At 60.0% G+C, this 19,215-nt stretch carries 19 protein-coding genes, 1 pseudogene and 1 riboswitch; of the genes and pseudogenes, 14 read left to right on the forward strand and 6 right to left on the reverse strand.

Translation table 11 applies throughout. From position 1 onward, the window contains the following. Nucleotides 1–114: 114 nt before the first annotated feature. Genes PIB16_RS12860 through argE form a run of 4 tightly spaced genes read right to left on the reverse strand, consistent with a single transcriptional unit; the run spans nt 115 to nt 3,021 of the window. Nucleotides 115–570 carry a GNAT family N-acetyltransferase gene (locus PIB16_RS12860; RefSeq protein WP_271045693.1) on the reverse strand — a complete coding sequence of 152 codons (456 nt, stop codon included), beginning with the start codon at nt 568–570 and terminating at the stop codon, nt 115–117. Next, nucleotides 567–923, reverse strand: coding sequence for a cupin domain-containing protein (locus PIB16_RS12865; RefSeq protein WP_003524651.1), 357 nt, complete (start codon nt 921–923; stop codon nt 567–569). The genes PIB16_RS12860 and PIB16_RS12865 overlap by 4 nt, the downstream gene beginning before the upstream one ends. 26 nt (nt 924–949) lie before the next feature. Further along, entirely contained in the window at nt 950–1,873 is a 924-nt protein-coding gene (locus PIB16_RS12870) for a 2-hydroxyacid dehydrogenase (RefSeq protein ID WP_271045694.1), read from the reverse strand. Between the two features lie 23 nt (nt 1,874–1,896). Next, the gene (gene argE, locus PIB16_RS12875) at nt 1,897–3,021 is read right to left on the reverse strand and encodes an acetylornithine deacetylase (protein ID WP_271045695.1); all 1,125 of its coding nucleotides are present in this window, start codon (nt 3,019–3,021) and stop codon (nt 1,897–1,899) included. Nucleotides 3,022–3,224: 203 nt separating this feature from the next. Here argE and PIB16_RS12880 point away from each other — a divergent pair, with 203 nt between their 5' ends. The 5 genes from PIB16_RS12880 to PIB16_RS12900 all read left to right on the forward strand — a co-directional run bounded on the left by PIB16_RS12880 (nt 3,225) and on the right by PIB16_RS12900 (nt 7,829). Continuing rightward, nucleotides 3,225–4,103 carry a GNAT family N-acetyltransferase gene (locus PIB16_RS12880; RefSeq protein WP_271045696.1) on the forward strand — a complete coding sequence of 293 codons (879 nt, stop codon included), beginning with the start codon at nt 3,225–3,227 and terminating at the stop codon, nt 4,101–4,103. A 39-nt stretch (nt 4,104–4,142) separates the two neighbouring features. Then, nucleotides 4,143–4,377, forward strand: a riboswitch (cobalamin riboswitch). A gap of 158 nt (nt 4,378–4,535) precedes the next feature. After that, a complete protein-coding gene (locus tag PIB16_RS12885) occupies nt 4,536–5,567 on the forward strand; it encodes an ABC transporter substrate-binding protein (protein ID WP_271045697.1) in 1,032 nt (343 codons plus the stop codon). After that, nucleotides 5,564–6,592 carry a FecCD family ABC transporter permease gene (locus PIB16_RS12890; protein ID WP_271045698.1) on the forward strand — a complete coding sequence of 343 codons (1,029 nt, stop codon included), beginning with the start codon at nt 5,564–5,566 and terminating at the stop codon, nt 6,590–6,592. The genes PIB16_RS12885 and PIB16_RS12890 overlap by 4 nt, the downstream gene beginning before the upstream one ends. Continuing rightward, nucleotides 6,589–7,389, forward strand: a complete 801-nt coding sequence (locus PIB16_RS12895; protein WP_271045699.1) for an ABC transporter ATP-binding protein — start codon at nt 6,589–6,591, stop codon at nt 7,387–7,389. Before PIB16_RS12890 ends, PIB16_RS12895 begins: the two co-directional genes overlap by 4 nt. Continuing rightward, a complete protein-coding gene (locus PIB16_RS12900; RefSeq protein WP_065657205.1) occupies nt 7,386–7,829 on the forward strand; it encodes a pseudoazurin in 444 nt (147 codons plus the stop codon). The genes PIB16_RS12895 and PIB16_RS12900 overlap by 4 nt, the downstream gene beginning before the upstream one ends. A gap of 198 nt (nt 7,830–8,027) precedes the next feature. Here PIB16_RS12900 and PIB16_RS12905 read toward each other — a convergent pair whose 3' ends face one another. After that, nucleotides 8,028–8,852, reverse strand: coding sequence for a class I SAM-dependent methyltransferase (locus PIB16_RS12905; protein ID WP_065657206.1), 825 nt, complete (start codon nt 8,850–8,852; stop codon nt 8,028–8,030). 113 nt (nt 8,853–8,965) lie between these two features. Between PIB16_RS12905 and PIB16_RS12910 the strand changes: the two are divergent. The 4 genes and pseudogenes from PIB16_RS12910 to PIB16_RS12925 all read left to right on the forward strand — a co-directional run bounded on the left by PIB16_RS12910 (nt 8,966) and on the right by PIB16_RS12925 (nt 13,144). After that, nucleotides 8,966–10,098 (forward strand): annotated as a pseudogene (locus PIB16_RS12910) (ABC transporter substrate-binding protein). 96 nt (nt 10,099–10,194) lie between these two features. Next, the gene (locus tag PIB16_RS12915) at nt 10,195–11,334 is read left to right on the forward strand and encodes an ABC transporter substrate-binding protein (RefSeq protein ID WP_271045700.1); all 1,140 of its coding nucleotides are present in this window, start codon (nt 10,195–10,197) and stop codon (nt 11,332–11,334) included. Next, nucleotides 11,331–12,398: a FecCD family ABC transporter permease gene (locus PIB16_RS12920; protein WP_078052492.1), complete on the forward strand. Its 1,068-nt coding sequence runs from the start codon at nt 11,331–11,333 to the stop codon at nt 12,396–12,398. Before PIB16_RS12915 ends, PIB16_RS12920 begins: the two co-directional genes overlap by 4 nt. After that, the gene (locus PIB16_RS12925) at nt 12,392–13,144 is read left to right on the forward strand and encodes an ABC transporter ATP-binding protein (RefSeq protein ID WP_003524635.1); all 753 of its coding nucleotides are present in this window, start codon (nt 12,392–12,394) and stop codon (nt 13,142–13,144) included. Before PIB16_RS12920 ends, PIB16_RS12925 begins: the two co-directional genes overlap by 7 nt. 75 nt (nt 13,145–13,219) lie before the next feature. Here the strand turns inward: PIB16_RS12925 and PIB16_RS12930 are convergent, their stop codons facing one another. Beyond that, a complete protein-coding gene (locus PIB16_RS12930) occupies nt 13,220–13,534 on the reverse strand; it encodes a hypothetical protein (protein ID WP_078052493.1) in 315 nt (104 codons plus the stop codon). A gap of 283 nt (nt 13,535–13,817) precedes the next feature. On the opposite strand from PIB16_RS12930, the gene PIB16_RS12935 reads away from it, so the two are divergent. The 5 genes from PIB16_RS12935 to PIB16_RS12955 all read left to right on the forward strand — a co-directional run bounded on the left by PIB16_RS12935 (nt 13,818) and on the right by PIB16_RS12955 (nt 19,203). Continuing rightward, nucleotides 13,818–14,318: an RNA polymerase sigma factor gene (locus PIB16_RS12935; protein ID WP_003524633.1), complete on the forward strand. Its 501-nt coding sequence runs from the start codon at nt 13,818–13,820 to the stop codon at nt 14,316–14,318. A 111-nt stretch (nt 14,319–14,429) separates the two neighbouring features. Next, entirely contained in the window at nt 14,430–15,425 is a 996-nt protein-coding gene (locus PIB16_RS12940) for a FecR family protein (protein ID WP_271045701.1), read from the forward strand. Next, nucleotides 15,385–15,705 carry a hypothetical protein gene (locus PIB16_RS12945; RefSeq protein ID WP_233282677.1) on the forward strand — a complete coding sequence of 107 codons (321 nt, stop codon included), beginning with the start codon at nt 15,385–15,387 and terminating at the stop codon, nt 15,703–15,705. Before PIB16_RS12940 ends, PIB16_RS12945 begins: the two co-directional genes overlap by 41 nt. Then, nucleotides 15,638–18,343, forward strand: a complete 2,706-nt coding sequence (locus PIB16_RS12950) for a TonB-dependent receptor (RefSeq protein WP_271045702.1) — start codon at nt 15,638–15,640, stop codon at nt 18,341–18,343. The genes PIB16_RS12945 and PIB16_RS12950 overlap by 68 nt, the downstream gene beginning before the upstream one ends. A gap of 104 nt (nt 18,344–18,447) precedes the next feature. Then, nucleotides 18,448–19,203 (forward strand): hypothetical protein, encoded by a 756-nt coding sequence (locus tag PIB16_RS12955; RefSeq protein WP_078052495.1) that lies wholly within the window; start codon nt 18,448–18,450, stop codon nt 19,201–19,203. Nucleotides 19,204–19,215 lie beyond the last annotated feature (12 nt).

Genomic DNA, 19,215 nt, shown 5'->3' on the forward strand with positions numbered 1-19,215 from the left:
TTCCAGTGCGGACGATGCTGTCATCGGGACCGGAAAAGGGCCAAGCATTTATGGGATAAGGGTCATAGCCCCAGGTTATGAGGATGGCCGGGGTGGCCCCGTAGGGAGGGTTGTTCAGCCCTCGCCGGGTTTCGGCACCGTCATGTAATATTCGGGATGAGGTGCTGCGCGATAGCCGGCCTTTTCGTAAACGCCATGGGCGTCGCGGGTCGCCAGCATCCAGCTCGATATCGTCGAAAGCTCCGGGTGTTTGCGTATCTCGGTGGCGATCCAGGACGCAAGGCCGCGACCGCGATGATCCTCCACTGTGAAGACATCGCGCAGATAGCCGAAAACGGCATAATCCGTCACCAGACGGGCGAAGGCGGCCATGGAACCGTCGGGGGCGTAAACGCCGACCGGCAGCGAATGCGAAAGCGCCCGCTTCAGCCGGTCGGCGGTCATTCCCTGCGCCCAGTAGGAATCGCGGGCGAGAAAATCATGGACCAGATCGAAATCCACCCGTGCCGGATCGGTGCTCAGCACATAGCCGTCGCGGGTGATTTCGAAAATGGCCGGTTCCCAGTTCATCCGTTCACCGTAACATAGATCTTGCGCACGGTTTCAATGGTTTTCCACACGCCGACGAAGCCCGGCTTCATGACGAAACTGTCGCCAGCCGTATAACGCAGCGGTGCGCCGCCTTCCGGCGTGATTTCGATGACGCCTTCGAGAATATGGCAGAATTCGAAGGTTTCGCCCTTGATCGAACGGCTTTCGCCTGGCGTTGCTTCCCAGATGCCGGTGTGGACGGTGCCGTTGCGGGCTTCGTCCAGCGGCCAGGTCTTGAAGGACGGATCGCCGGAAATGAGGCGTTCCGGCAGGGCCTTGGAGGCTTTCGGTTCGAAGGCGGGGTGCGTGTCGATGGTCTTGAGAAGCGGCATGGGTGTCCTTTCCTGGAACGGGATGATCAATATCCGCGATTGCGGTCGACGAGGCCGAGCGGCTCGAGGCCGGACTGGTATCGTTTGATGTTTTCGACAACGGTGCGTGCTGCCGAATGCGGCTGGGTGACGCTGGCGATGTGCGGCGTCAGGAGAATTTTCGGATGCGTCCAGAAGGCGTGGTCTTCCGGAAGCGGTTCCGGATCGGTGACGTCGATCACGGCACCCGAAAGCCTGCCGCTGTCCAGCGCATCGATGAGGGCGTCGTGGTCGAGCTGTTTGCCGCGCCCGGCGTGAACCAGCCCCGCACCCTCGGGAAGCATCCCCAGGCGTTCGCCATTCAGAAGCCCCGTCGTTTCGTCGGTCAGCGGCAGCAGGCAAACAAGAATATCGCTGGTCGAAAGGATCGTGGACAATCCGGCTTCGCCATGATGGCAGGTCACGCCTTCGATCTCGCGCGGTGAACGGCTCCAGCCGGAAAGCGAAAAACCGAAGGGTTTCAGCCGCTCCAGCGCGGCAACGCCCAACATGCCGAGGCCGAGAACGCCCACCCGGCAGTCTTCCGCCTGACGCTGCGGCAGGGCCTTCCAGAGTTGCTGGCGCTGCTGCTTCAAATAGACCGGCAGGTTGCGGTGAAGCGAAAGCACGCCGAGGCTCACATATTCCTGCATCATGCGGATGATGCCTTCATCCACCATGCGCACGACCTTCACATGCGCAGGGACGGTGTCGATGTGGAACTGATCGACGCCCGCACCGATGGAAAACAGGATTTCGAGATTGCGGTAGCGGCCGATATCATCAGGCACGGTCCAGGTGATGAGGTACCGAACCGCATCCGGATCGACGCTTTCGGCATCCATCGAAAAAGGTAGTTCCGGCAGCTCGCGGGCCAGGGCCTGCCGGAAAATCTCGCCGCGCTTCGCGTCGGAATTGAAGAAGAAAGTCATCTGAAATCCGTGGTTCCGAAGGTTTAAACCGTGCAGCGGTTCGCCAGTGTTTCCAGCATTGACTGGCAGGCCGAAAGTTCGCCGGCCGTTATGAATTCGTCCGGCTTGTGGGCGCGGCCGATATCGCCCGGGCCGCAGATGATGGCGTCGATGCCGGCCGCCTGAAAAAGCCCGGCCTCCGTGCCATAGCTGACGGCGGCGATGCACGGCGCGCCGGTCAACTCTTCCAGAAGCTTCACGAGCGGTGCATCGGCGGCAAGGGACAGCGCCGGATAATCGCTCATCGGCGTCCATTCTATGTCGATGCCCTCGGCGGCGAGCGCTTCGACGCCGTCGCGCACCGGCTGGAGCAGGGCGACCGGCGATACACCAGCAATCGCCCGCGCCTCCAGTTCGATGGCGCAGAGATCGGGGATGATATTGATCGCCTGTCCGCCTTTCACCGTGCCGATCTGCAGGGAGGAATAGGGCGGCTCGAACGTCGCTTCGAAAGGCCCCTGGGTGAGAGCCTGTGCGGTCTCGACCGCCTTTGCCATGATGCCGGTCATCAGATGAATGGCGTTCACGCCCTGATCCGGCCGCGAGGAATGACCGGAGCGGCCGCGAATGGCGATGCGTGCGGCGGCCTTGCCCTTGTGGGCGCGCACGGCGCGCAGATTGCTCGGTTCGCCGATGATTGCGCCCGCCGGTTTTGCGCATAGTTCCGGCAAGCGGGCGATGAGATGCGGAACGCCACGGCAGCCCGCCTCCTCGTCATAGGAAAAGGCGATGTGAATGGGCCGCTTCAGCGCCATGCGTGAAAATGCCGGTGCTGCGGCGAGAACCGTGGCCAGAAACCCTTTCATGTCGGTGGTTCCGCGTCCGTAGAGACGCTCGCCTTCGGTTCTCAGCGTAAAGGGACCGGAGGACCATTCCGGCTCACCGGCAGGCACCACATCCATATGGCCGGAAAGGATGTATCCGCTGGCATCGGTCGGGCCGAAGCTGGCAAAGAGATTGGCGCGGTCGCCTTCCGGGCCGGCAAGCAGCGATACTTTTGCGCCGTGGCTTTCCAGATAATCGGCGATCCATCCTGCGATGTCGCCATTGGCGGTTCCGACCACCGACGGGAAGCCGACAAGACGCTCCAGAATGTCGATTGCGTTCATGGCTGTCTCCGTCGCTTCAACGCCGAAAAGCTTAGAGCGGCCTGCGGCGTTTATCTGCTGAAATACGGGTGATTTCAGTAGATTGTTGTGTCCTTCCAGCGCTTTCGGAAAATTCCTGCTGGCGAGGCTGGTTATCTTCGGATGTCGTGAGCTGGGCTGCCGGGATCTAGGTTCCGCGCCGGAGGGAATGAGAGCCGTTTGTCATGGAGCTGCTCAAAGTCGATAGTTTCGAGTTGCGGACAGTGGATATCGCCGATGTGGAGGCCGATCATCTGCATGCGTTGTCCATGGCTGTCGGATGGCGATATCACGCAAACGAATGGTGTTTCCTGCGGCAGTGCGGGGTCGGCCTTGCCGCGCTTGACGAGATCGATCGTGTTGTCGCAACGGCAATGCTGTTTCCTTATGATGAGGCTTTCGCGACGGTCGGCATGGTCATCGTTTCTCCCCGTTTGCAGGGGCAAGGCGTTTCACCGTGGCTGGTGGGCCAACTCATCGCGGGCTACCCCGACGCCGCCCTGCGGTTGAACGCCACGGAAGCCTCACGACGGCTTTTCGCACGGCTGGGTTTTGCCGGAGATACGGAGAAAGTACATCTCCTGCGCGGCAAGGCACGTTGCCCTGCCGAGATGCCGACGCTTGCAAGAAAGCAGAGAATCGAGCCGCTGTCCTGGGATCATTTGTCCGCCGTGGTGGATCTGGATCGGGCGGCTTTCGGTGTTTCGCGCCGGGGCGTCCTGCAACGCCTTGTTCAGGAAAATACGGGTTACGGCCTGTTCGAGGCTGATCGTCTTGCCGCCTTTGCATTGCGGCGTGCGGCGGGGCGGGGCCATATTGTCGGCCCGGTCATCGCCGGTGACGAGGCGGATGCGATTGCGTTGGTGAGGCGACATTTTTCCGATCTCGACGATCAGCTTGTCCGTCTCGATACCGTGCGGGATAGCGGTCTTCTGACCGAGTTTCTGACGCAATCCGGGCTGGTGGGGATCGAAACGCTCACCGCCATGTCGAAAGGCGCGCCGCAACCGGCAGGCTCCGGTTCCGCAAAGATTTTCGCCCTGGCAAGCCCGTCTTTGTGCTGAGGTGCGGCACTATCGCAATTGACGCCCCGCCTCTTGCCCCTTATGTGAGAAAGCGACGGTTCCTGCAGCCGAAAGGCGAAGGGATTAATAGGGAACATGGTGCGGGCGATCTTTTTCGCCCAATGCCGTGGCTGCCCCCGCAACTGTAAGCGGATTGTCGTTCATCCCCGTGACGCTTCAAGGCGTTATGCCACTGTATTCTCCAGAATGCGGGAAGGCAGATGAGTGACGCAAATCCGTGAGCCAGGAGACCTGCCGTCGAAATATAAACCATCGTTACGGGCGGGGAAGCCCGGAGGAGGAGATTGTAATGTTATTTCATAACATTTCGTTTGCGTCCTATTGCCGTTCTCCGTACAAGACGTCCCGCTGTTGCTGCGCGTTCTGACGCCTGCTGCTCTGGAATAAGATTTACTTTCGACTGGAGAACACATGTTTCATTCTAGACGCCTGCCGGTCCATGCCGGTTTTCTGGCCGCTGCGCTTGCGGCTTTGCCTCTCGCCGGCGCCAATGCTGCCGAAACCACCTATCCCCTGACGATCAACAGCTGCGGTCAGGAGATCACCTTCAAGCAGGCGCCCGCCCGCACCGTGTCCGTCGGCCAGAGCACGACCGAGGTTCTTTACCTCCTCGGCCTCGCCGACAAGGTGGTCGGCACGGCGCTGTGGATCGGTCCGGTTCTGAAGGGCTACGAAGAGGCCAATGCCAGGGTCGAGCGTCTGGCTGACAATGATCCGAGCTTCGAGGCGGTCATCGGCAAGAAGCCGGACCTCGTGACGACGCAGTTTCAGTGGCAGATCGGCCCGGAAGGCGTTGTCGGAACACCGGCGCAATTCGCCGAGCTTGGCGTTCCCGTTTATACCTCGCCCGCCGATTGCATGGGCAAGGACAATTCCGGCGGCGGCGACGGCGTGCGCAACACCGTCTTCACCATGGATCTGATCTACCAGGAAATCCGCGATCTCGCCAAAATCTTCAACGTGCAGGATCGCGGTGAAGAGGTCGTTGCCGACCTGAAAAAGCGTGAAGAAGCCGCCCGCGCCAAGATCGCCTCGGCAAATGGCAAGCTTTCGGCTGTCTTCTGGTTCTCCAGCGCCGAGCTGGATATCGATCCCTATGTGGCCGGCCGCAATGGCGCTCCCGGCTACATCATGTCCGCGCTGGGCTTAAAGAACGTCATCGAAAGCGATGAAGAATGGCCGACCGTCGGCTGGGAAACCATCGCCAAGGCCAATCCGTCCATCATCGTTGCCGGCAAGATGGATCGCCGCCGTTTCCCCGCCGATGATGTCGCCGTCAAGCTGAAGTTCCTCGCCACCGATCCCGTGGCCAGCATCATGCCAGCCGTCAAGGAAGGACATGTGTTCGAGATGGACGCGCAGGCGATGAACCCGACCATTCGCACCATTGAAGGCATCGAAACGCTGGCCGAGGCGATTTCGGCTGCCGGCCTCGCGAAGTGAACGGTCTTTCCATCCCTCTCGGCAGAGTAGGGCTGGCTTTTGCCGCGCTCGCACTGCTGCTCGTCGCGCTGATGGCCGGGGCGGCCATCGGCGAGACCGCCATTCCTTTCGACGTCGTGGCGAAAACAATCGCCAACCGCGTCTTCCATGCGGCCTATCCGCTGGAGCCGCTGGATGAGGGCATCGTCTGGAGTTATCGTCTCAGCCGCGCGGTCGTCGCCGCCTGTTGCGGCGCTTCTTTGGCGCTGGCCGGGGCGGTGCTGCAATCGCTTCTGCGCAATCCGCTTGCCGATCCTTATATTCTCGGCATTTCCGCTGGCGCCTCCACCGGTGCCGTCGCTGTCGCGCTGCTTGGCTTCGGAGCGGGGTTCCTGACGATGCCGGCCGGGGCGCTCATCGGTGCCTTCGTCGCGTTTTCGCTGGTCAGTCTTCTGGCGGTGCGGGCGGGACACGGCAACAGCGCCATCATTCTGGCAGGGGTGGCCGGGTCGCAGCTGTTTAATGCCATGACCTCTTTCATCGTCACCAAATCCGCCAATGCCGAACAGGCGCGCGGCATCATGTTCTGGCTGCTGGGCAACCTCTCGGGCGTGCGCTGGCCGGATGTCTGGCTGGCGCTGCCGGTCAGTCTTGCGGGACTTGCGGTGTGTCTCTGGTACGCCCGGGCGCTCGATGCCTTCGCCTTCGGCGGTCAGGCTGCTGCCTCGCTCGGCATTCCGGTGCGCTGGGTCTATGCGGTGCTGATCTCCGTTTCGGCGATCATGACGGCTGCGATGGTGTCGCTGGTCGGCTCCATCGGCTTCGTGGGCCTCGTCATTCCGCATGCTGCGCGCATCTTCGTCGGCGTTCGCCATGGCATATTGCTGCCGGTGACGGCGCTGACCGGCGCGGTTTTCATGATCGTCGCGGATATTCTCTCGCGCATTGTCATTCCGGGGCAGGTGCTGCCGATCGGTGTCATCACCGCGCTCGTCGGCGCGCCCGCCTTTGCCTTCATCCTCGGGCAGAAGAGGGGGCGTCCATGAAGTTATCCGCTCACGACCTGAATTTCCATGCCGGCAATATCGATATCGTGCGTGGGGTCTCGCTCGATGTCGGTTCGGGTGAGTTTCTCGGCATCATCGGACCGAACGGTTCCGGCAAAAGCACGCTGCTTTCCATGCTGGCAGGCATTCGCAAGCCGCGCCGGGGGCACGTTACGCTCGGGGATGAGCCGCTTGCCTCATTGGGACGGCGAGACCTTGCCCGCCGGCTTGCCTTCGTGGAGCAGCAGGCCGAAACTACCGAACGGATCACCGCACGGCAGGCGGTGGAGCTTGGGCGCACGCCCTATCTCGGGCCGCTTTCCGCTTGGTCGCAGCAGGATGACGCCATTGTTGATGCAGCACTTGCCAATGTCGACATGGCCGACAAGGCGGAGCGCAACTGGCACCATCTTTCCGGCGGCGAACGCCAGCGCCTGCATATCGCCCGCGCATTGACGCAGGAGCCGCATATCCTGCTTCTGGACGAACCGACCAATCACCTCGATATCGGTCATCAGATCGGCCTGCTCGATCTGGTGCGCCGGCAGGGTCTGACCGTTGTGGCGGCGCTGCACGATCTCAATCACGCCGCCATGTTCTGTGACCGGGTCGCCATCATGCATCGGGGCGAGATGATTGCGGTCGGTCCGCCGCGCGAGGTTCTGACACCGGCGAGAATAGCCGCCGTCTTCGGGGTGGAATGCGTTGTCACCACGGATGAGGGCGGCTTTTCCCATATTCGTTTTCTGCCGGCCCATGGGCGGGCCGAGCATGCAAGGAAAGTGCTGGCACGATGATGAAATTGCTGAATTTTGCCGGGATTGCCGTGGCGATAAGCATGGGTTTTCCCTTTCATGCTTCCGCCGAGACCTTCGAGGTGAAAATGCTGAACCGGGGAGAAAAAGGCCCGATGGTGTTCGAACCCGACTTTCTGGAAATCGCCCCCGGCGACCGCGTGCGCTTCGTGCCCACCCACAAGAGCCACAATGCCGCGATCATTGACGGCATGGTTCCTGAAGGTGTCGAAGGCTTCAAAAGCCGGATCAACGATGAATTCGAGACCGGTTTCGAAAAACCGGGCTTTTACGGCATCAAATGCTCGCCGCATTACGGCATGGGCATGGTCATGCTGATCAAGGTCGGCGAGGCGACCCTGCCGCAAAGCTACCGGACGGTGGATGTGCCCGGCCGGGCGAAGCCGCGCTTGGAGGAATTATTCGAGCGGGCGGGAAAATGAGGTGTCGGCGGAAGTCTTGAGAGGCGGTTCAGATCGTCCGGAAGGGTGCTTGCAAAGTCCGCAGACCTTCCCTCCGTCATGCTCGGGCCTGTCCCGAGCATCTGCAACCGATTGATTTTACGACACGTTGGCAGATCCTCGGGACAAGCCCGAGGATGACGTAGTATATGCGGATAGTGAAGGCGGCTATGGTTTCCCTCACGCCTTTCCGGAAACGTCCGGCTTCACTGCGCACACAGCATAACGATGCTGCAGCCCGCGCAGAATACCTTTCAGCAGGCTGAAATTTTTCGCCTGGGCGCGGTGAATGGCCTGAAGGTCCTGATCGATTGCGACAGGTTCGAAGCCGGTCGCACGCAACAGCGCCGCGACATCGCCGGCCCTTGCGCCCTTCGAAAAATAAACGCGGGAAAGAATGCTGTTGAAGGTGTTTTCCGGGTCTGCCGGCTTGTGCGGCTGGTCCGGTTTGACGAGGCCGATGCTTTCGAGGCTGGCCGCCAGTTTCTTCACCAGTTTTTCGCGCCAGCCGGTATTCACGAAATCGCCGTCGACGATCAGAAGCCGTCCGCCCGGTTTCAGAACGCGGAACCATTCGGCGAAGCTTGCCTGCGGGTCCACCAGCGTCCAGACCAGATGACGGGTGATGATGACATCGGCGCTTTCATCCGGCTCCATCGTGTTTTCGGCATCGCCGACGAAAAAGCGGATGCTGCGGCCACGGCTTTTCGCTTTTTCACGGGCAAGCGCCAGCATGGTTTCCGACCAGTCCATGCCGGTGACCTGAAAACCGAGATCGTCCATCAGGTGCGAGATGACGCCGGTGCCGCTGGCAAGATCGAGCGCCCTGCGGCCTTCTCCGCGGCCGAGATGTTTCAGGATAAGCGCGTGCCAGGCCTCGCGCTCGTCTTCGGAAAAAATTTCATGTCCGGGGGAAAGGTCGAAAGTCGCGGCGCGGCCGGACCAGTAGGATTTGATTTCGTCTCTTAGACTGTCGTTTTTGCCATATTGGATTGTGTCGATCATCGGTCTTCAACTCATGTACCGCTCAGTTAAGAATGGCTCTAAAACATAAATGTTGACTAGTACAGTCAGAAAATAATACAGCCGCGCCAGTCAACACTGGAGAGCAATATCCGATGCGCATCTCAGCCAAATCTGCGGCACTTGCCCTTGGCCTTCTCGTATCCGCCGCATGGCCTGCATTCGCCGAAAAGGTCACCGTCAAGGATGTGACGGGCCGCGATGTCGAGGTGAATGTGCCGGTATCGCACGTCATCCTCGGTGAAGGCCGCCAGATTTATTTCCTGGCTGCACTCGACAAGGAAAACCCTTTCCAGCACGTGGTTGGTTGGCGCGACGATCTGGCGAAAGCCGACCCGGAAACCTATGCTGCCTATCTCGCCAAGTATCCGGAGATCGCCAAGCTGCCGACTTTCGGCGGCATGAAGGACGGCACTTTCGACATAGAACAGGCTGTTGCCCTGAAGCCTGACGTGATCCTGATGAATATCGACGCCAAGACGGCGACCGAAGAAGCGGGCTATATCGAAAAGCTCGCAAAGGTCGGCATTCCGCTGGTTTACGTCGATTTCCGTGAAAAGCCGATGGAAAATACCGAGCCGAGCATGCGCCTCATGGGCCAGCTTACGGGCAAGGAGAAGATCGCCGAGGACTTCATCAAGTTCCGCGCCGACTCCATCGCCAAGGTCACCGATACGCTCGAAAAGGCCAATCCGAAGAAGCCTGTGGTGTTCATGGAGCGCGCCGGCGGTTATTCCGACGATTGCTGCATGTCCTTCGGCAACGAGAACTTCGGCAAGATGGTGGAGCTTGCCGGCGGCATCAACATGGCCAAGGACATCATTCCCGGCACTTTCGGCACCGTCAATCCGGAACAGATCATTGCCTCCAACCCGGAGCAGATCATCATCACCGGCGGCAACTGGAACGGTTATGTTCCGGGCGGCAACTGGGTCGGCGTCGGTTATGGCGCGGATTTGAAGGAAGCCCATCGCAAGCTTGAAAACCTGACCAAGCGCCGGCTTTCACCGGCGTGCAGGCGGTGAAGGACGGTAATGTCCACGCCATCTGGCATCAGTTCTACAACAATCCCTATCAGTTCGTGGCCGTTCAGGAAATCGCCAAGTGGCTGCATCCGGACCTCTTCAAGGACCTCGACCCCGAGGCGACCTTCAAGGAACTGCATGCCCGCTTCCTGCCGCTCGACTACAAGCCCGGCTACTTCGTTTCGCTGAAGGACGCCAGGTAATAAAGGGACGGTGAAGGGGAGCGCCGTCCGACCGATGGATAAAGCCGCAGCCATGCGGCTTTATCGCTTTGTTTTGGAACTCAATGAGGACTGCTCATGCGGCTCAACGCTCTCAGGCATCTTGCGGTGCTGGCTTTCTCCCTTCTCGCCGTGCCGGTTCTGGCGGCTGAGATTACCGATGTCACTGGACGTAAAGTCGAGCTGGATTTGCCGGCCAGACGCGTCATCGTCGGTGAGGCGCGCCAGGTGCATGTCATTGCCGCGCTCAAGGGCGACAAGACCTTCGACACCATCGTCGGCTGGCGTGACGATCTTCTCAAGAAGGACCCCGACAGCTACACCGCCTATGTCGAGCGTTTTCCGCAGATCGAGAAACTGCCGCGCTTCGGTTATGTGCCGCAGGGCGATTTCAGCCTGGAAACGGCCATCACCCTCTCGCCCGATGTGATCACCCTCAATCTGGAAGCGGAGAAATCCGCCAAGGAGAGCGGTTTCGAAGAAAAGGCCGCCGCCGCCGGCATCAAGATCATCTATCTCGATTTCCGCATCGATCCTGAAAAGAACAGCGAAGCCTCGGTCGAAATTCTCGGCAAACTCTTCGGCGCCGAAGAGCGGGCGAAGGAATTCATCGCCTATCGCCGTGCCGAAATCGCCCGCGTGACCGACCGGCTCGCCAGCGTCAAGGACTTGAAGCGACCGAACGTCTTCATCGAACGCGCGCCCGGCATTTCCGGCGAAAACAATTGCTGCCGCACTTTCGGACCCGTCAATTTCGGCGCGATGGTCGATCTTGCCGGCGGCCACAACATCGCCGACGGCATCATCAAGACGACCTTCGGCGATCTCGATCCCGAACAGCTCGTCGTTGCCGATCCTGACCACGTCATCGTCACCGGCTCCAACTGGGCCGCCGAATCCGACATCAACCAGTTCGTTCCTGTCGGACGCGGGGCGGATATGGCTCTCTCCCGTGAGCGGCTGGCCAATCTGATGAAGCGCACGCCGTTTCCGGAACTGAAGGCCGTGAAGCAAGGCAATGTCCATGCCGTCTGGCACCAGTTCTATGGCGCGCCCTACGAATTCTTCCCGATCCAGCAATTCGCCAAGTGGTTCCATCCCGATCTCTTCGCCGATCTCGATCCGGAAAAGAATTTTGAGGAGTTTCACCGCAAATTCCTCCCCGTCACCTACAAGCCGGGCTATTTCGCCTCGCTCGAAAAAGGTTTGAACCAATGAGTTCGGTGAATGAAAGCGCGGTTGGCATCAGTGGGCGCGATCAATATCGCGCCCTTGCCGCGCGCAGGATAATCATCCTCTTCGGGCTTTTTATCGCGCTGTGTTTCAGCATGGCCGCCGACATGGCGCTCGGTCCGGCGCGCTACACGCTCTCCGAGGTTCTGGCGACGATTGCCGATCCGGCCGCCGTGGGAAACCAGCTTCGGGTGGTGATCTGGGATATTCGCATGCCGATCGCGCTGATGGCGGTGACCGTCGGAGCGTCGCTTTCGGTTGCGGGGGCGCAGATGCAGACCATCCTGTCGAACCCGCTCGCCAGCCCCTTCACGCTCGGCATTTCGGCGGCGGCAAGCTTCGGTGCGGCGCTGGCGCTGGTTGGCGGCGTGGCGATCTTTCCGGGCGCCGTGCATTACATGGTGCCGATCAACGCCTTCATCATGGCCATGGTCGCGGCTCTCTTCATCCATTTCGCCTCGACGCTTCGCGGAGTGACGGTCGAAACCATCGTGTTGCTTGGCATCGCGCTGGTGTTCACCTTCAATGCGGCGCTGTCGCTGCTCGAATATCTGGCCTCCGAACAGGCGCTTGCCGCCGTGGTTTTCTGGACCATGGGCAGCCTGACGAAGGCGACCTGGGACAAGGTCTATATCACCGCCGCCATCCTCCTCGTCACCGTGCCGTTGTTCATGCGCAATGCCTGGGCGCTGACGGCACTCAGGCTCGGCGATGACAAGGCGGCCAGCATGGGCATCAATGTCCGGCGGCTGCGGTTGACGACCATGCTGACGGTCAGCCTGCTGGCGGCCATTCCGGTTTCCTTTGTCGGCACAATCGGTTTCGTCGGGCTGGTCGGTCCGCACATCGCCCGCATGGTGGTGGGTGAGGACCAGCGTTTCTTCCTGCCCGGCTCGGTGATCTGCGGCGCGCTGCTTCTGTCGGCAACCTCGGTCATCAGCAAGATTCTCATTCCAGGCGCTATTCTGCCTATCGGCGTCATCACGGCGCTCGTCGGTGTTCCGTTCTTCTTCGCGCTTATTTTCGGCAACAGGAGGCGCGCATGGTAGCGCTCGCACTGAAAGATGTCGGCGCCGCCTATGGGCGCATCACGGTTCTCTCCAAGGTCGGCATCGATACGCTGGAAAGCGGCAGTGTGACGGCCGTGATCGGCCCGAATGCCGCCGGCAAGTCCACGCTTTTCAAACGTATCGCCAGCCTGATTTCCGGTCCCGGACTGGTCGAGCTCTCCGATACGGCTCGCGGCAACCGCGCCATCTGCTACATGCCGCAGGATACCGGCGCCAATGCCGTTCTGACCGTCTATGAATCCGTGCTTCTTTCCGCCAAGCAGGGCGGCGGCTGGCGGGTCCATGACGATGAGCTGTTCGAGATCGACGCCATTCTCAAGGCGCTGAAAATCCATGACCTTGCTTTCCGCGGGCTTGGCGAATTGTCGGGCGGTCAGCGGCAGCTTGTTTCGCTGGCGCAGGCACTCGCGCGAAAGCCGGAAGTGCTGCTGATGGACGAGCCGACGTCTGCGCTCGATCTTCACCGGCAGATCGAGGTTCTGGGCTTCGTTACCGATCTGGCGCAGAAGACCGGCATGATCGTGCTGATCGCTCTCCATGACCTCAACCACGCGCTTCGTTATTGCGCAAATACGATGGTTATCGCGCGCGGTGAAATGGTGGTGAGCGGCAGCACGGAGGCGGTTATAACCCCGGAGATGCTGCGCGATATCTATCGCATCGATGCCCGTATCGAGCCCTGCTCGCAGGGCAGACCCATGGTCATTGTCGACGGGGCCATCTGAGTGTCCATCCAAGAACGGTGCTGGTTCTAAGGATTGGCGTCATTGCGGTGATCAGCTTTTGAACGGCTCAATCGTTTAGGGATGTTCCGTGGGCCTAAAAATCCGCCCGTCGAATTCAACTAATACGACGCCATGGAAGGGAAGCCCGGCCACTACCAACCTGGAGGTTAGGCCGTTGTCACAAACTGCCAATTTTCTCTGATCGTCAAATTTGCAGGACGCTTCGGCGTGACCGGGAGCACGGTACTTAAACTTTTCACCCTTGAATGAAATTGTCGCGCCATCGTCCGAAAACACCGGTGGGATTCTCGCGCAGCCAGAGAGCAGCCCCGTGACCAACACAGTCAACACGCTAAGGAACTTGGGGATTTTGAGAGCATCATAGGTCATTGATTTGATTTCCCGCCATAGGGCTTCTCATGTCATATTCGTCCTCGTTTTCTCGAAGAGACTCTGACACGTCAATACCCGGCGGCGTCCGGTGTCGGGTCCGCAGGTCCGTCACGCACAGGCTGTTGCATGAGCCGCAGCCCGCACAAATTCTTGATAATAATAATCATGAAATATCTGTTCGATCCACGGTTTGGATGCTAGAGCTTTGAGCGGCAGAGCTGTGCGGCCATTCGGGGGGCGGCAGGTCTCGTCGATCCTTGAAATTTCTCTCGGTTGAGACATGGGCATACGGGAAGATGACAAGCGTTATAACGCTTACGTCGCGCATAGGGTCGACCTGATCAAATACGCCACCCTCATTCTGGGGTCGCGGGCGGATGCGGAGGACGTGGTTCAGGAAGCATTCCTGAAATTCGTTCCGGAGGCCTCCGGCAATCCTTCCAATCTCAAATCCTATCTCTTCCGCATCGTTCGCAATCTTGCGCTCGACAATCGCCGGCGCAGCCGCCAGGACCTTCGGGAACGGCCGGACGATACGCCGTTCTGGGGTGTGCCGCAGGACAATGGTACGCCGGAAGAGCATGCCCTTTTCTGCGACGAAGTTCGCCAGATGCGGACTATTTTGGCCGGCCTGCCGGTTCAGGCGCGGGTGGCATTGGAAATGCACAGATTCGGTGGTTACAATATGGAAGAGATTGCGCGTCACCTTGGCGTGTCCGTGGCCAGCGCACATCGTCTGATCAAGGGCAGCATTGCCGCGATTACCAAAGAAATGAAGTAAAATAGTCCCGATTGTCCTGCCTTGTGAAAAAAATCTCTTCCTCAAACGTCTTTATAGCAATGCAGAAGACGACGCTTCTCCTCCGCCCCGCAAAGGAACTGGCCCGGTTCAATGACCATTGATCCAGAGAAAAAAATTGAATTGCCGACCGGTAAGGCGGAGGAGGCGGCCGACTGGCTGCTGCGCTTGCAGTTTGGCTCGGCGGAGCCGCGGCTGAAGGCGGAATTCGAGCAATGGCTGGCGGCAGCGCCGGCAAACCGTCTCGCCTGGGAACGGACATGCAAGACGTGGCGCAATCTCGGCCTGGTAGAGCCGGAATTCAAGAACCTCTGGGAAGATGCACCGCATCTGCCCGGCAAGGCCGCGATAAAGCCGCAGCGGCGGCGCTGGTCCGTGCGGCATTATGCCGGCGCGGCTGTGGCGGCGGCGTCCCTCTGTCTTGCGGTACTGTTCGTTCCGGCATTTTTCGTTCGTCTGGAGGCGGACTATCAGACCACAACCGCCGAAAGCCGCACGATCATCCTCGAAGACGGTAGCAAAGTGCAGCTTGCCGCCGCGAGCGCGCTGTCAACGGATTTCACGAATGGCCGCCGCAATGTGACGGTGCTGAAGGGGGAAGCCTTTTTCGACGTCGTGCCGGATAAAACGCGTCCCTTCGTCGTGGAGGCAAAAAACGTGACCGTTCAGGTGCTGGGCACGGCTTTCGACGTCGACCTGACGGATGGCGTAACCCAGGTGGCGCTGGCGCACGGTTCCGTGGAGGCGTCTTTCCGCAATGCGCCGCCAACGCGGCTGGTGCCGGGCGAGATGCTGATTGTCGACGCTTCGGGCGCAATCCGCAAAGAGACTGTTTCCGTCGAGGATATTGGCGGCTGGCGCAACGGCGAACTCTATGTGGTCGATGCGACGATAGGCTCGGTCGTGGAGCAGATCCAGCGCTACCATCCGGCATGGCTGACCATGGCCGACAAGCGGCTTGCCGAGCAGAGGGTGACGGGCTTTTACGATCTGCGCGACCCGGATCGCGCGCTGGAGGCCCTGGTCGAACCCTACAAGGGCAAGGTGCATGCGATTGGCGGCGGCGCGCGCATCATCACCCGCTTCTGAAACAGTCCGCAACAAAAAATCATATTTATTTTCAGAAGCTTATAAAATTTCTTCTAAAAGCCTGAAAAAAATCGACGAGGCAATCGTCTTTTTGTTGAGTAATCCGGTCAAGATATATCCGGAGCGAAAGACAGGAAGACAGAAGCAATATGCGCCTCCAGACATGCAAGACCGGTTCAGGGGAAAAAGCAGCAAAGCAGGCTCGCAGGGCCATGCTGCTGGCGACAACGGCGGTCGCCGTTTCATTCGCGACGCCCCTTCTGGCCCAGACCGGAGCTAACACCGCCAATTCCCAGCGTCCAGGCGGCGAGCAGGGGGCGACGCGGCCGTTCAATATTCCCGCCCAGTCGCTGTCATCGGTCGTGGGTGCTTTCGGGCGGCAATCCGGCCTTCAGGTCACGCTTGCCACGCCGGCGGCCGGAAATGTGCGCACCAATGCCGTCACCGGCAGTTTCACGGCGCGGGAGGCGCTGTCGCGGTTGCTGGCGGGAACGGGCGTCAATTTCCGTATCGCCGGCAATGGCAGAACCGTCGTCATCGGCACGGGGCAATCGACCGTCGATCTTTCCGCGGCGGAGGGTACGACGGTTCTGGAAACCATTACCCTGACCGGCAAGACCGGGCGCAACTCCATTGCCGGTTCCGGTTATCAGGGGACGCCTGACTGGGTTTATGAGACGCCCGCCAGTGTCAGCGTGGTCGGCCGTGAGGCGATCCAGTCGGCAGGCGTGCGCAACACGCGCGATGTTTTCAATCGGGTTTCCGGTGTTTATGCCGGCGAGGGCAATGGCAGCTTCCCGACCGTTTCGCCCAATGTGCGCGGTTTGCAGGAAAGCGGCCGCGTGGTCGTCTCCATCGACGGGGCGCGGCAGAATGCGCAGCGTGGTGCGGCATTTGGCGGCGCCACCAGCTACACCGCAAGCGCCGGGCAGGGTTATGTCGATGTCGCTTTCATCCGTGCCGTCGAGATCGAGAAAATAACCAATGCGCGCTCAGGCAATGCCGGCTCTCTGGGCGGCAAGGTCGAGTTCCGAACCGTCAGCGCCGACGACCTGATTGCAGAGGGTGAAAACAAGGGCGGGGAAGTGAATATTTCCCGCGGCACCAATGGTTATGATTTTCAGGGCTCGGTTCTCGGCGCCGTTCGCTCGCCGGATGGTCCTCTCTCCTTCGTCGCCGGCTACAGCCGCACGATCATGGATGAATACAAGGTCGGCACAAAAGGCGAGGCCCGCAGCACCGCGCTCACAATGAAGGATTTGCTCGGCCGCGACGGTTGGTCGACCTTTTTCAAGGGCGAAGGCGATTTCGGCGACGTCAAGGCCTCGCTTTCCTGGATGCATCAGGAGAATGACTTCGTTCAGGGCGCATCTGAGGTGATCGACCGGGAAAGCGTGCGAAACGACAGCGTCGTCGCGAAGCTGGACTGGGATCCGGAGAGCGAACTCATCGACTTCAAGTCGTCGCTGTGGCTGAACGATAATATGACGCATGAACTGCGGGCGGCGCGCAAATATGCGGTGGAAACGAACCTCGATATGGGTCTGCGCAGCTTCGGCGGCAGCATGGAAAATACCAGCCGCTTTGACACGGTGGCGGGTGCGCTCAGTCTGAACTATGGGGCCGAAGCTTTCCGGGACATTGCCACATCCGTCGCGACGAGCGCCAAAATCGCGGAAAATCCCTCTTTCGCCAGCAGCTACACGTCATTCAGCCCTGCCGGGCGGCGCGATGTCGCCAGCCTGTTCCTGAATGGTGAGCTTGAGCCGGCCGATTGGATCACGCTGAGTGGCGGCGTGCGTTACGACTGGTCGCGTCTCAAGGGATCGGCGACCTATTATAGCGTTCGCGATTACATGGTGACCACGACCGTACCCTGCGATGCGATCCGCAATCACTATACGGCTCTCGATTATTTCAATCAGGTCTTTGCCCCCGCTAACCCCAGCTGGGCGGCGCGTTATGCCCTCTATCTTGCGCGCGTCTGGCCCACAACCTCGGCCAACTGCATGCCGGGCACCGGTACAACCACCAATACGCCGGTCACCGAGTACCCTGAGCACAATGTCGATATCGATCGCACCTATAGCGCCTGGCTGCCCTCCGCCACCATCGAGCTGAAACCCGTCGACTGGTTCCGCCCCTATGTGAGCTATTCCCAGAGCTTGCGTCCGCCGACAATTCTCGAAGCATTTTTCGCTGGAGCGCGTCCGGGCGACAGCGCTGGATACGAATACGCTCCGAACCAGGCCCTGCGTGCCGAAAAGGCGACGACCTACGAAGTCGGCGCGAATATGAGCTTCGACGGCGTGCTGCTGGACGACGACTCCATTCGCATCAAAATGGCTGCCTTTCGCCGCGAGGTGAAGGACTATATCGCGCTCGGTTATCTCGTTACGGATCAGTTGCTCGACCGCACCTATACCAGCTTCGTCAATCTGGACGGCACGACCTATATGCGCGGGCTTGAATTCGAGGGCAATTACGATGCCCGCAGTTTCTGGATCGGCGGTTCGGCAACCTTTCTGAAAACAGAATGGCCTGAAAAGACGCAGGTTTTTTCCAACGGCACGACCACCACAACGGGCGAAATCGTTGCCTGGCCGGGCGACGTCGCGCCCAAGGTGAAGCTGACGCTCGATGGCGGCATGCGTTTCTTCGATGAAAAATTCTCGCTGGGCGCAAGGCTCAACCACGTTACGCCGACACAGTCGCGCACGCTGGATACGGAAGGCAATCTGCGTGAGGTGACCGATCCCTACACGACGGTGGATCTCTACGGTTCCTATGCCTTCAACGACAAGGCCACGCTTCGCTTCGCCGTTAACAACCTGACGGACCGCAAATACATCCCGGCAGCCAGCGCTTACACGGCGCCGGGCCGCACCTTTATCGCGACGATGAACGTGAAGTTCTGAACCGTGGAAGAAATTCTCCGGGCTGGGTTGCAGCCCGTCCCGGAGATGAAACGCCTTCGCCACAGGACGAAGGTATCGATATTGGCCAGCAAAGGAGTACACCTATGGCTACCACAATTCAACTGACGCAGTCTTCCTCCGATCTGATCGGCTACCTCAACGGTTGGACGAGCGGTTTCGGTTCGACATATGGTGCGTTCTACGACGCTCAGACCAGCTCTCTCGCCACCACCACCATCGATCCGAACACGACCTATGAGGCGTGGGGCGATGGCAGCACCGGCGGCAAGGGCATCGTCATGAGCGGCGCTCTGCAGTACTCCCAGGGCAACCTGACGGGTTCGGTCGACAGCATCGTTCTGGGCACCGGCTACAGCCAGTCCACCAGCGGCATCGCCGTCAGCCAGCAGGAACTGCTGATCGATCCCGACAGCGCCTACTCGCTTGCCGGTGCCCGCGATCTTCTCGATCTTGCCGTTTATCAGCTCGCCCGCTTCGGTTCGCTTGCCGGTTTTTATGATTACTTCGCGGCCACTGGCACGGTCATCGAGGATACGGCTGCCTCCAACACCCTGACCGGCTTTGCCGGCGCAGACACCTTCGTATTCTCCGGCGGCAACGACGTTGTGGCGACTGGCCCGACCGGCACCTACGGCTACCAGGATGGCACGGATACGCTTGACGTTTCCGCCTGGGGGGCAACTTCGGTGGACGATTTGTTGTGGTATAACGATAATGGAAATGCCGTTATCCTTTCTGCCACAGACACGTCCGTCTCCGTCACACTGAATGGCGTCGATGCAAATGTGCTCGACGCATCGGACTTCATTTTCGCCAGCGCATCGGCGCTTGCCGCGTAAAGGAAAATCAGG

Source organism: Agrobacterium sp. ST15.13.015 (genome assembly GCF_027871645.1).
Taxonomy (GTDB): domain Bacteria; phylum Pseudomonadota; class Alphaproteobacteria; order Rhizobiales; family Rhizobiaceae; genus Agrobacterium; species Agrobacterium leguminum.